13 protein-coding genes are annotated in these 12,990 nt (G+C 36.2%); 6 read left to right on the forward strand and 7 right to left on the reverse strand.

Features of this window, described 5'->3' with window-relative positions; all coding sequences use genetic code 11:
• From ACWPVF_RS04650 to ACWPVF_RS04665, 4 genes are all read left to right on the forward strand, one after another.
• Positions 1 to 1,992: an ABC transporter permease gene (locus ACWPVF_RS04650; RefSeq protein WP_454384987.1), complete on the forward strand. Its 1,992-nt coding sequence runs from the start codon at positions 1 to 3 to the stop codon at positions 1,990 to 1,992.
• Positions 1,993 to 2,197: 205 nt separating this feature from the next.
• The gene (locus ACWPVF_RS04655) at positions 2,198 to 4,171 is read left to right on the forward strand and encodes a hypothetical protein (protein WP_049496196.1); all 1,974 of its coding nucleotides are present in this window, start codon (positions 2,198 to 2,200) and stop codon (positions 4,169 to 4,171) included.
• Positions 4,168 to 4,791, forward strand: coding sequence for an ATP-binding cassette domain-containing protein (locus ACWPVF_RS04660; RefSeq protein ID WP_045616094.1), 624 nt, complete (start codon positions 4,168 to 4,170; stop codon positions 4,789 to 4,791). The genes ACWPVF_RS04655 and ACWPVF_RS04660 overlap by 4 nt, the downstream gene beginning before the upstream one ends.
• Complete coding sequence (locus tag ACWPVF_RS04665; RefSeq protein ID WP_045616096.1) at positions 4,788 to 5,288, forward strand: hypothetical protein; 501 nt, start codon at positions 4,788 to 4,790, stop codon at positions 5,286 to 5,288. Before ACWPVF_RS04660 ends, ACWPVF_RS04665 begins: the two co-directional genes overlap by 4 nt.
• Positions 5,289 to 5,869: 581 nt before the next feature.
• Here ACWPVF_RS04665 and ACWPVF_RS04670 read toward each other — a convergent pair.
• Positions 5,870 to 6,565, reverse strand: a complete 696-nt coding sequence (locus ACWPVF_RS04670; protein WP_454384990.1) for a VIT1/CCC1 transporter family protein — start codon at positions 6,563 to 6,565, stop codon at positions 5,870 to 5,872.
• A gap of 210 nt (positions 6,566 to 6,775) precedes the next feature.
• Here ACWPVF_RS04670 and ACWPVF_RS04675 point away from each other — a divergent pair, with 210 nt between their 5' ends.
• Positions 6,776 to 8,056 carry an O-acetylhomoserine aminocarboxypropyltransferase/cysteine synthase family protein gene (locus ACWPVF_RS04675; RefSeq protein WP_454384992.1) on the forward strand — a complete coding sequence of 427 codons (1,281 nt, stop codon included), beginning with the start codon at positions 6,776 to 6,778 and terminating at the stop codon, positions 8,054 to 8,056.
• A 64-nt stretch (positions 8,057 to 8,120) separates the two neighbouring features.
• On the forward strand, positions 8,121 to 8,801 hold the full coding sequence (gene radC / locus ACWPVF_RS04680) for a RadC family protein (protein ID WP_414259097.1): 681 nt from the start codon (positions 8,121 to 8,123) through the stop codon (positions 8,799 to 8,801).
• Between the two features lie 24 nt (positions 8,802 to 8,825).
• Here the strand turns inward: radC and ACWPVF_RS04685 are convergent, their stop codons facing one another.
• The 6 genes from ACWPVF_RS04685 to ACWPVF_RS04710 all read right to left on the reverse strand — a co-directional run bounded on the left by ACWPVF_RS04685 (position 8,826) and on the right by ACWPVF_RS04710 (position 12,911).
• Entirely contained in the window at positions 8,826 to 9,515 is a 690-nt protein-coding gene (locus ACWPVF_RS04685) for a gamma-glutamyl-gamma-aminobutyrate hydrolase family protein (protein ID WP_178895020.1), read from the reverse strand.
• A 15-nt stretch (positions 9,516 to 9,530) separates the two neighbouring features.
• Positions 9,531 to 10,172, reverse strand: a complete 642-nt coding sequence (locus ACWPVF_RS04690) for a redox-sensing transcriptional repressor Rex (protein ID WP_414307695.1) — start codon at positions 10,170 to 10,172, stop codon at positions 9,531 to 9,533.
• An 86-nt stretch (positions 10,173 to 10,258) separates the two neighbouring features.
• Positions 10,259 to 10,468 carry a DUF4649 family protein gene (locus tag ACWPVF_RS04695; protein WP_454384995.1) on the reverse strand — a complete coding sequence of 70 codons (210 nt, stop codon included), beginning with the start codon at positions 10,466 to 10,468 and terminating at the stop codon, positions 10,259 to 10,261.
• Between the two features lie 9 nt (positions 10,469 to 10,477).
• Positions 10,478 to 10,825: a DUF1831 domain-containing protein gene (locus tag ACWPVF_RS04700; RefSeq protein WP_045616108.1), complete on the reverse strand. Its 348-nt coding sequence runs from the start codon at positions 10,823 to 10,825 to the stop codon at positions 10,478 to 10,480.
• Between the two features lie 4 nt (positions 10,826 to 10,829).
• Positions 10,830 to 11,945 (reverse strand): cysteine desulfurase family protein, encoded by a 1,116-nt coding sequence (locus ACWPVF_RS04705; protein ID WP_454384997.1) that lies wholly within the window; start codon positions 11,943 to 11,945, stop codon positions 10,830 to 10,832.
• Positions 11,946 to 11,960: 15 nt separating this feature from the next.
• Positions 11,961 to 12,911 carry a ribose-phosphate diphosphokinase gene (locus ACWPVF_RS04710; protein ID WP_454384999.1) on the reverse strand — a complete coding sequence of 317 codons (951 nt, stop codon included), beginning with the start codon at positions 12,909 to 12,911 and terminating at the stop codon, positions 11,961 to 11,963.
• Positions 12,912 to 12,990 lie beyond the last annotated feature (79 nt).

Below are 12,990 nucleotides of genomic sequence, written 5' to 3' on the forward strand. Positions count from 1 at the left end.
ATGTTTCGATTAACCAATAAGTTGGCCGTCTCCAACTTAATCAAAAACCGCAAACTCTATTATCCTTTTGCTCTGTCTGTCATTTTGGCAGTCACTATTAGCTATCTCTTTTATTCCCTAGCCTTTAATCCTAAAATTGGTGATTTGCGTGGTGCATCTGCTATACAATTTACCCTACAACTAGGGCTTGTCGTAGTGACACTTGCATCAGCCATTATCGTTCTTTATGCCAACAGTTTTGTCATGAAAAATCGATCCAAAGAACTGGGTGTATATGGCATGTTAGGATTAGAAAAGCGTCACTTGATTGGTATGACCTTCAAGGAACTCTTGATTTTTGGGATAGTAACAGTCACTGCTGGTATTGGGATTGGTGCCCTCTTTGACAATCTCATCTTTGCATTATTGCTTAAACTTGCAAAGATGAAGGTAGAGCTAGCCGCAACCTTCCAATGGTCCGTAGTTCTTTCAATCCTTATTGTATTTGGTCTTATCTTTTTAGTCCTTGTGTCCCTAAATGCCCTACGTATCATCCGTATGGATGCACTCCAACTCTCTCGTGAGAAAGCAAAAGGTGAAAAGAAGGGGCGTTTCCTAGTTCTTCAAACACTTGTAGGGCTAATTGCACTAGGTAGTGGCTACTATCTAGCACAAAGCGTAAAAGACCCAATTTCAGCAAGCCTTACTTTCTTTATTGCCGTCATGTTGGTAATAGTTGCGACCTATCTTTTATTCAATGCGGGTATTACAGTTTTCTTACAGTTACTCAAGAAAAACAAAAGATATTACTATAAACCCAATAACCTCATCTCTGTATCTAACCTCATCTTTCGTATGAAGAAAAATGCTGTCGGTTTAGCAACCATTGCCATACTTTCAACCATGGTTTTAGTTACTATGTCTGCAGCAACCAGCATCTACAACGGTTCTGAAAACATGAAAAAACTCATGTATCCTCACGATTTTGATGTTAAGGGAAAAAATGTAGAAGTTGAGGATTTAGAAAAGCTTTTGACTCAATATGCCAGTGAAAAGAACTTAACGATTAGCAACAAAGACGTTCTTAGATATGCCAGCTTCGGCATTTCCAGTCAAGATGGGACCAAATTAACCATCTTTGAAAAATGGCAAACCAATGTCATGCCTAAGACAGTTTTCCTAGTTTTTGACCAAAAAGACTATGAAAAAATGACTGGACAAAAGCTTCATTTAACGGATAACGAAGTAGGTCTTTGGGTTAAAAATGACCAACTAAAAGGTCAGAAAGCATTTAGTCTTAACAAACAAGAGTACCGTATCAAGGAAGAAATCCAACAAGATTTTATCATCAATCATGTTTCAAACCAGTATGCTCTCTTGATTTCGGATTATAACTACCTTGTTGTTCCAAATTTACAGAGTTTTTTGGACAAATACCAGGATTCTGCTGTCTATACTCAGTTGTACGGTGGTATGGATGTAACCGCCAGTCAAGAGGATCAGTTAAAACTAGCTAACGATTTTAATCGGTATGTGATCAACTTTAGTCATAATCTCAAGAGCGAAGACGGTATGGTATACGGTGGAGATACTGCAAGTGATGCAATTAGCCAAGCGAACGCTCTCTTTGGCGGAGTCCTCTTTATCGGTATTTTCCTCTCTATCATCTTTATGGTAGGTACTGTACTGGTCATTTACTATAAACAAATCTCAGAAGGTTATGAAGACCGTGAACGCTTTGTTATCCTGCAAAAAGTTGGCTTAGACCAAAAACAAATCAAGCAAACTATTAACAAGCAAGTCTTGACTGTCTTCTTCCTCCCTGTAATCTTCGCCTTTCTACATTTGGCATTTGCTTATCACATGTTAAGTTTGATTCTCAAGGTTATCGGGGTTATCGATACAGCCATGATGTTAACCGTAACACTTTCTATCTGTGGCGTCTTTGCTTTAGTCTATGTACTAATCTTTATAATTACTTCAAGAAGTTATCGCAAGATTGTTCAAATATAATAAGAAGTGTTTGTCAAGGAATCATAGTATTAACCCCAACGAATATTTTGGGAACGTTAAAGTTCACGATAAAAAAGATTATAGATAGACATTTCAAGAAAAAATCTTGAAACGATGTTCGCTTAAATGCATATTGGGATTATTATGGATTCTAAAAATAATTTATGAAAACAAGAGTCCCAATGAAAAGATATGGTAAGTGCTTATGAAATTAAAATTATGTATCATTGGATTCTTCTTTTGTTTGATTGCTGCAATTGGTCTGGTCACTATTAGCGATACCGAAACGCCCATACCTTTACCAATTGATGGTGCTTTTTCTATTCAAGGGAAAAGCAATCTTTCTAATAACGAAATTTACGAAATGATTCGTGACCTATCAAAAACGGAAAAAGTTACCATTTACAAGCCGATTGTTCAGAGTTCGGGTCAGTTGAAGTATGTAAATTTCGATGATGCAAACAATGAACAGTTAAAGTCAGTACCGATAATAGGGATGTATTACACCCTTGGGGAAATGGATGTAGACAGTTTGAAACCACTTACGATGACAGGACTACAAACAGTCTATATGGCTTATCCTTGGTATATAGGAGGAATCTTACAATTTACTGGAACTTTAAGAATACTGTTAATGGGTTCCATTTACTTAACTTTATTAGTTGTTTTATTTGTTGTTAGGACGAGGCAGATCAAAGAAGGAGTGATACGACGTTCTTTGGGCTTGCCTGTATACGACCTTAGAAGAGAGTATGGCATTTCTCTTATTTTTGAACTGATTATGATGGCTTTATTGATGATTTCTTACAGTTCTTTTTTGGGAAATGGTTTCTTAACCTATAGTTCTAAGTTATTTTTCTCTCTGCTTATAACGAATTTTATACTATTTCAAATCATTGATCTCATCACCTTTGTTTTATTTTGGTTGACGATTCAGATTGAAAAGCCCATTGAAATTATCAAAAACAAGGCGAAAAACAAGCTTATTTTTGTCGTATGGCTTGCTATTATTTCGATTATTATCGTTGTATCAGGAATTTTTTTACAAGAAACAAAGAGTAGCCAATCCAGTATTAACATACAGATACAGAATTTAGTACCATGGGACACAGTAAAAGACTGGAGAAGGATTGAGTTCCTTGGAATTGAAAATAACTCTGCTAAAAATGGAGAAGTAAGTGATTCGGATGGTCAGTATCTACAGATAGCTGCTTCCTTAAAAAACTTAGATTATTTATATATAGAACGATCCTCGGCCTATGTTCCAGATACATCTCATGCTTTAGAAGACTTTTCTAAACAATTAGAAAATGATGGAATAACGAACCCAGAAATAAATAAAGATCTGATTTATATCAATCAAACAGGTGCTAACCTACAAAATAAAGTGAATGGAACAAACTATCATCTTTTAGATAATAAGATAGCAACCATCTATATTCCTGAAAAATGGAAAGAAAACCAGAAATCTATTGAGAATACAGTTGTAGCAGAACAATTTATTGGAACAAACTATACAAAAGAAGAACTTGCAGTACAAATAATTCCTGATGGTGAAAAAATTTTTTATTTCAATGAGGATGCTGATATCGATCATAAAAATAAAGATATTTTTCCAATGGCAAGTGTAGCAGATAGCAAAGATAACATTGTTGTTGTGTTAGATACAGACAAAATGATCGAAAACAACAAGTTTTCTTTGGCTAGTAATATACTATATAAATCTCTTTTTAGTCCTGAAGCGGTAAAAAAAATAAATGAGATGACTACCCAGTTGAATGTTTCAATGAATCCAGTAGATGTTTACCAAATTGTGAAGTTGAAGATCCAATCCTTAGAGCACCAAATTCTACTGTCACAAATCTTGCAGAAGATAATTTACAGTATTGTCTTTATACTCATTTATCAATATGTCCAACTTTATATTGCCCTAAAACAGAATGAATATGTGAAAAAAATCATTTTGGGTCTGTCAAAAACATATATAGCAATTTCAAGTCTCAAGTACTTTATGATGACTATTACAATGGTTATTCTATTTACATTTCTTATGACAGGGCAAATAGAGCTGCTATATATTGGTCTTGCTTCTCTGCTGGTTTTGATGTTGTCAATAATCATGAGTTTTAGAAAATTATCTGAAAGCTATACTAAAATTTTAAAAGGAGATGAAACATGACAATTGACCTTTTGAACGTTTCAAAAAGTTTCGGCTCAAAAAAGATCTTTACAGACTTAAATTTAAGATTTGAATCTGGAAAAAGCTATGCATTGATTGGAGGTTCTGGCTCTGGTAAGAGTACTCTTCTTAATATTATAGGAAGATTAGAAAAAATTGATAGTGGGAATGTTTTAGTTGATGAACAGGATATTTGGAAGATAAAAGAAAGAACCTTCTTTAAAAATACTGTTGGATATGTATTTCAGAATTATTCTTTAATAGAGAACAAAACAGTATATGATAATTTGAAACTTATCACTAAAGACAAAAAAATAATAACTGATGTACTTGAAAAAGTAGGACTGTCGAGCGACCATTTACATCAAAAAATATATGAATTGTCTGGAGGGCAGGCTCAACGTGTAGCTATTGCCAGAATGTTAATGAAACCACGTAAAATTATCTTAGCAGATGAACCCACAGGAGCTTTAGATGGTGAGATTGGAAAAGAAATTATTCGTTTATTATTAAATGAAAGAGATGAAGACAAATATGTTATAATAGCGACGCATGATCCAGCTGTCTATAACAAAGTTGATGTGATCATTGATATGAAAGATATAGGGGATAATGTATGAAAAAGATAATTTATATCGCTTTGATCTTTGTAGCTGGGCTACTTGCTATTTTCTTCTTTGGAAAACAAATGATCATAAAAGAAAATACCAATAAACCAACACTGGAGTTAACAGTTTATACGGTTTCTTCTAGTGATACAGAAAAATGGAATAAAGTGAAAAAAGTAGAAACAGAAGAAGCTACATACTTCATAACTGTAAAAGAAGTAGCGTCTTCAGAAGAAGTATTTTCAAACATCATTGCAAATGGAGCTGCTATGGGGTTCGGAGTTCGTGAAGAAGAGGTGAAGCAATTTAATAATAATTTAGGAGATACTATTGAGGACTCTAAGCATAATAAACTCATTGAAATAGAATTTTTTACTTTTTCTAATGATGACGAGGGATTTGTAGTAGCAAATTTTGACTACGGTAAAGAAGAGTTGAATTCTCAGAAAAAAGATATAAAAGACTTATATAAAAAATTATATGAATCTTTTAAAGAAAAAAGTAAGTGATTGCGATTTATTTGCCTGTTTTGATAGAAAAAAGTCAATTTTTAATTCTAATATCTTATCTTGATAATCGCGCTTTTTAGTTGATAAAACTTACAAATAGTCCTGAAGAAGACAATGACATTCAGTTTACTTATATGTATCATGTGCATACAAAGTTAGGTCCATCCCATCATCAATTTATGTTTATCAATAATTGAGCAGTTGTTGCATCATTTAATATTTCAGAGGTTCAGTACCAGTATTTTATGAAAGAATCACTTTCTCATGTCATGGTTTATAATTAATACTCTTCGAAAATCAAATTCAAACTGCATTAGCGTCGCCTTGATGTACTCAAGTACAGCCTGTGGCTAGTTTGCTCTTTGATTTTCATTGAGTATTAGAGGCAAATAAGCCATTTAAACAGAGTTAGGATTCACCTTCACGACTATAAATCTAGCAAAATTGGCCAGTAGTTTAGACTCTAAAAGGTCTACTATTCAAAAACCACACAGTATTTCTTTCGGCTTGATGCTATTCAAGCTTGAAATCACTGTGTGGTTTTATTTTTAAGCTAGTTTTTCTCAGCATTATTTTTTATCTTAAATACTAAACAACTGTCCAAATAGATAAGTGACACCCATGGTCAAAAGGCCGATACAAAGGTTACGAATCATGGCTGTTTTGGTTGGTGCTTTTCCAAGTTTGGCACTTGTATATCCAGTGACTAGAAGTGAAATTGCTACAATCATAACAGTAGCAGGGATTCGATAGTCGCTTGGGAAGATAGTTATTGAAAGCATTGGCGGGAGACTTCCGAGGACAAAGGCAATAAAGCTAGATGCTGCAGCATGCCAAGGATTGGTAAATTCTTCATACTCGATACCGTATTTTTCTTCAACCAAAGCTTTAAGTGGATTTTTTAGAAAAGCTTTGTTAACTAATAGTTGAGCTGAAGTTTCGCACTCACCATTTTGAAGATAGGCTGCGTAGAGTGATTTTTTAGCAGCATCCATATCTTTATCCAAAAGTAGTTGTTCACGGGCTACAGCGGCCTCCTCCGTGTCTTTTTGAGTAGATACGGATACATACTCTCCTCCAGCCATAGAAAAGGCGCCAGCAAGGATTGCAGCTAATCCCGAAAGAAAGATAATCCAGATATTAGTTGTAGCACTGGCAACCCCTATAACAACTCCAGCGATAGAGATAATTCCATCATTAGCCCCAAGTACACCAGCACGTAAGATATTTAAACGGCCAGCAAAGTTTGCATCAATTTCATGTGTAATTTCTGACATAGTTTTCTCCTTTCTAAACATTATAATGTATACTTGAAGTGAACACAAACATATTAAACTATCTGAAAAAAGTTCTACAATTCTAATTTAAGACAAAGTAAATAGAAGTAGCCATAGCTATTTCTTATGCCAAGATATAACAAAGTTGTATTTGTAACCTAGTGGGATAGGTGATACAATGAAGCTAATGAAATCTTAGGAGGACTCACAATGACTCGTGAATTTAAATTTGAAACTCTTCAATTGCATGCAGGACAAGTGGTGGATGCTACTACCAAGTCTCGTGCTGTACCAATTTACCAAACAACATCCTTTGTATTTGATGATACACAGGAGGGTGCAGAACTCTTTGCCCTTCAAAAAGCTGGTAATATCTATACTCGTATTACCAATCCAACAACATCGGCCTTTGAAGAGCGTATCGCAGCCCTTGAAGGTGGTGTTGGTGCTCTTGCAACTGCATCAGGTATGGCTGCTATTACCTACACAATTTTAGCTCTAGCTCACGCAGGAGACCACGTCGTTGCAGCGTCAACCATCTATGGTGGTACCTTTAACCTCTTGAAAGAAACCCTTCCACGTTATGGAATCACAACGACATTTGTTGATATTGATAATCTAGAAGAAGTAGAAGCAGCGATTAAAGATAATACCAAGCTTGTCTTGATTGAAACTTTGGGAAATCCAGTTATCAATATTCCAGATATCGAAAAAATCGCTGAAATTGCTCACAAACACCAGATTCCTTTGGTTGCTGACAATACCTTCGCAACACCTTATCTTATCAATGTCTTTTCTCACGGTGTAGATATCGCAGTTCACTCTGCAACTAAGTTTATCGGTGGTCACGGTACAACTATTGGTGGTGTCATTGTTGACAGTGGTAAGTTTGACTGGGCTGTTTCAGGGAAATTCCCTCAATTAGTCGAAGAAGATCCAAGCTACCACAATATCAGTTATACTCGAGATGTTGGTGCTGCAGCTTTTATCGTTGCTGCTCGCGTGCAATTGCTTCGCGATATGGGAGCTGCCCTATCACCATTTAACTCATTCTTGCTCTTACAAGGACTTGAAACACTTTCTCTTCGTGTTGAACGTCATGTTCAAAATGCTGAGAAAATCGTTGATTTTCTTGTGAACCATCCAAAAGTTGAAAAGGTCAACTATCCAAAACTTCCAGATAGTCCTTACCATGCCTTGGCTGAAAAATACTTACCAAAAGGTATTGGTTCAATCTTTACTTTCCATGTTAAAGGTGGAGAAGCAGAAGCTCGTAAGGTGATTGACAACTTTGAAATCTTTTCGAACTTAGCCAATGTAGCAGACGCAAAATCATTGGTCGTTCATCCAGCAACTACAACTCATGCTCAATTGTCCGACTCTGATCTAGAAGCAGCAGGAGTAACTAAAAATCAAATCCGTCTTTCAATCGGTCTTGAAAATGTCGATGATTTGATTGAAGATTTGCGACTTGCTCTTGAAAAAATCTAAAAATAACTAGTTTTTATCGAATTAAGGATCCTTCTCACGAATAATTAAATGAGGAGGATTTTTTATGTATAGTATTTCATTTCAAGAAGATTCGCTTTTACCCAGAGAAAGACTTGTTAGGGAAGGAGTAGAGGCTCTCAGCAATCAAGAATTACTAGCTATTTTGCTAAGAACAGGAACAAAACAGGCCAATGTTTTTGAAATAGCACAGAAGGTCTTAAATCAGCTAACATGTTTAACCGACCTAAAAAGAATGAGCCTACAGGAATTGCAGACTCTATCGGGTATCGGACGTGTTAAGGCTATCGAATTACAAGCTGTTATCGAATTAGGCTGCCGTATCCATAAAAGGGAAACAGTGGAAATGGAGAGCATTCTTAGCAGTCGTAAATTAGCTAAAAAGATGCAAGCTGAGCTTGGAGATAAAAAACAAGAGCACCTAGTGGCGCTTTATCTGAATACACAAAATCAAATCATTCACCAGCAGACTATTTTTATAGGGTCTGCCACAAGAAGCATTGCTGAACCGAGAGAAATTCTCCACTATGCCCTAAAGCACATGGCAACATCTGTGATTCTGGTTCACAATCATCCATCAGGTGCAGTAGTTCCTAGCCCCAATGACGACCATGTTACCAAGCTTGTTAAAGAAGCCTGCGAGATAATGGGATTGGTCTTATTGGACCATCTAATTGTCTCGCATTCAGATTATTTTAGTTACCGTGAGAAGACGGATATGATATAAAAAAACCTGCATCATATACAGGTTTTACAATTCATTGACAACATAGTCAAAAAGCGTTTTATCTTTGGGGCGATTTTCAAAGAGAAATTCTGGATGCCATTGAACACCGAGATAAGGGAAACCATCTGTACTTGTTACAGCCTCGATAATACCATCTTTAGGATCATGTGCTACAACCTGAAGATTAGGAGCTAAATCTTTGATGCTCTGATGGTGGAAAGAATTTATATGAGAGATTTCTCCATAAATTTCTCGAAGAATAGTATCTGGTTCGGTAACAAGCCGCTGAGTGGTGTATTCAGCGGAAGTATCTTGCCAATGATCTTCAATATCTTGATAAAGAGACCCGCCCATGGCTACGTTAAAAAGTTGAGTACCACGACAGACAGAAAAAATTGGCTTATTTTGCTTGATTGCTTCTTTAATGAGTGCTAACTCAAAAATATCACGTTGAAGGTGGTAATCGTCACTATCAATAACTTTTGGCTCACCATAGTATTTAGGGTCTACGTTTTGTCCACCAGTTAGAATAAGTTTATCAATTAAACTAATGTAGTAACCGGCCATTTCTTCATCACCAATTGGTAGGATAATGGGGATACCTCCAGCTTCCTTAACTCCTTCAACAAAGCCTTTGGCAGCATAACTCATCATAAGATCATCATCTGGATGCGGGGTTTCATTTCCTGTAATCCCAATAACTGGTTTATTCATAAATATTTACACTTTCTAATCCTCTTTACGCATGAAATAGAGGAGAGTTTGAAGTTCACTTGTTAGATCGACATACTGAACAACCACGTCTTTAGGAAGATGCAGGTGAACAGGAGAAAAACTGAGAATACCTTTGATGCCAGCATCAACCAACAATTCAGCAACTTCCTGGGATTTAACACTAGGAACAGTAAGAATTGCTGTTTTGATATTGGCGTTTTTTAACTTTTCCTTAATTTGAGAGATTCCATAGATTGGAACACCGTCAGGAGTCTCGGTACCAACCTCTGGATGATCATCTAGGTCAAAAGCCATAACAATTTTCATCTTATTACGCTCGTGAAAGCGGTAGTGGAGGAGGGCATGTCCCATATTACCAATACCTACAAGCATCACATTGGTAATAGAATTATCATTTAAGAGATCAGCGAAAAAGTTCATGAGCTTTTTAACATCATATCCAAAACCACGTCGTCCAAGTTCCCCAAAGTAGGAGAAATCACGACGAACAGTCGCAGAATCAATACCAATTGCCTCCGCTATTTGTTTGGAATTAGCTCTTTCAATTTTTTCAGCATTAAATCTTTTAAAAATACGATAGTAGAGAGATAGTCTCTTTGCTGTTGCTTTAGGAATAGCAGACTGTTTTTCTTTCACAAAATCACAACCTTTCTATCTACTATTTTATAGAAAGTTTGTGAAAAAAGCAACAATAACGAAAAAAAACTAAGAAAAATCTTAGTTTAGCTATTTTCGTGGTAAGATTTTAAAAAACGATAGAGATCACCAAAAAGCCCCTGATAGATTTCTACTCCATTATGTGTTAATGAAGTAATAAGGGTCGTATCAGGAAGAGTTACACAACCTGATAGAGAAAGCATGAGTGCTTCATAATCTTCATATTCTTGCACACGTTCAACTTTATAAGGATCCTTGTAAGTTAATCGAAACATAACGACCTTCTATCTTTCGCTTTTTGTAAATACACCACGTTCAACCAGACTATCCATCAAGAAGTAGAATTTCTCTTGGTGAATATGTGTTTCCTCAGACTTAAAAATATCAACTAAGCGGAGTCCAGATTTATCAGTGATATTAATCTTTGCGCCTGATAGGTCTTTATTGATGATAATCTTAAGCTGGAAACCTTCTCCACTATTTGGAACTTTTTCAAGTAGACGTGTGAGTTCATAATTACCAACTTTAGTTTCAAAGAAAGTATTATCTTTAAGAGTAAATTTCTTTACAGTTGGGCTAAGTGTGTAATCGTAACGGCAATTTTTAAGTTTAATTGTTTGTTCGAATGCCATTGAGTTATCCTCCGATGATATTTTTAAGAGTATTGGCAAGAGTTATCATCTCTCGTTCTGTGTTTTGAGGTGAAATGCTGACACGAACAGACTCGTGCAAGCGATGAGAATCTTCTCCATAGAGGGACTGAAGAACATGACTGACCTGAACCACGCCAGCAGTACATGCTGAACCAGTTGAAATAGAAATCCCTTCAAGGTCTAGACGAAGTAGCAGTAGGTCGTTGCGTTGTCCTGGAAATCCAATATTGAGGACATAGGGAAGTTGCTCTTTACCCTGGTTTAGATAGTAGTTTGATCCATCCATTTCAGCTAGAAATGTTTCTTGTAGTTTTTGAACTTTTTCGAAATTAGACTCTATATGTTCAAGATCATCCTTTAGAGCTGCGACCATCCCTATAATTGCAGGAAGGTTTTCTGTTCCGGCTCTTTTTTTCTGTTCTTGATCGCCACCGTGTAGGTAGGAATCAAAATCAGTGGTAGCAGCATAAAGGAAACCAACGCCTTTGGGACCATAAAATTTGTGAGCAGAAGCGCTGAGAAAGTCAATTCCTAATTCTTCAGGTAGGATTTCAATTTTACCAACTGCCTGAACCGCATCTACATGATATACAGCCGAATGGTCATGTAATACTTTCCCAATTTCTGCAATAGGCAATAAAGTTCCTGTCTCATTATTGGCAAACATTGTAGAAACTAAAATAGTATCTTCGCGAAGAGCATTTTTGACTTGCTCTGCTGTGATTTCTTGATTTTCAGGTTCTAGAATTGTTACTTCAAACCCAAATTTTTCAACTAGATATTCAATTGGTTCAAGAACAGCATGATGTTCAATAGCAGTAGTAATAATATGTTTGCCTCGATCTTGATGGTTGAGGCAATAACCGATAATAGCGGTATTATTACTTTCAGTACCACCAGAAGTAAAGAAAATGTGTTGGGGCTTTGTTCCTAATAAACGAGCTAACTCTTGACGTGCTTCACGTAACAATTTACCCGCCTGACGCCCGTGACCATGAATACTAGAAGGGTTCCCATATGTTTCTTGCATGACTCGAGTCATTGCTGAGATAGCTGCAGCTGACATCGGTGTCGTAGCAGCATTATCCAAATATATCAAAAACTCACCTAATTTCTATTTAAATTTAAATAGTGGACTAACTGGTTTTCTTTCATGAATACGAACCATGGCATCACCAATTAATTCGCTTGCAGTAATGTATTGTACATTTTTTGGTTTTTTACTTTCTGTTACGACAGAATCTGTAACCAAGATTTCCTTAATATTAGCTGCATCAAGCAATTCTGCAGCACCGTCAACAAAAAGTCCGTGACTTGAAACTGCATAGATTTCAGTCGCTCCATCGCGTTCTAGGATTTTAGCAGCTTCAGAGAAAGTACGACCTGTATTTAGAATATCATCAATCAAGATTGCTTTCTTGCCTTCAACTTCTCCAATAATGTATCCATGGCTACGTTCAGAATCATCTTGAGCATAGTCGATGATAGCAATCGGTGCATCAAGGTACTCAGCAAGGCTACGAGCACGTTTTACACCTGAATTTTTAGGGCTAACAACAACCACATCTGAACCTGTCAAACCTTTATCACAATAATGTTTTGCAAAAAGCGGAATAGTGTAGAGGTTGTCAACAGGAATATCAAAGAAACCTTGAACCTGAACAGCGTGAAGATCAAGTGTCAATACACGACTAACTCCAGCTTTAACCAACATATTTGCAACAAGTTTAGCTGTAAGGGGTTCGCGAGAAGAAGCGATACGGTCTTGACGAGCATAACCAAAATAAGGCATGACAACATTGATTGTATTTGCACTAGCACGAACACAGGCATCAACAGTGATTAAAAGTTCCATCAAATGATTGCTAACAGGATAAGAAGTAGACTGGATGATATAAACATCATAGCCACGAACACTTTCTTCGATGTTAACTTGGATTTCACCATCTGAGAATTGACGTGATGATAATTTTCCAAGTGGAACACCTGCAGCATCTGCGATTTTTTGAGCAATTTCATGGTTTGATGAAAGTGAAAAAAGCTTCATATTCTTTGTATCTGACATTGATAAACCGTCCTCTATAAACTAAGTGAATCAGCAAAAGGAAACAATTTTAAAACAAGTGTTTTCTGTTACAGATTCT

The sequence above is a fragment of the Streptococcus sp. Marseille-Q7087 genome, assembly GCF_965111935.1.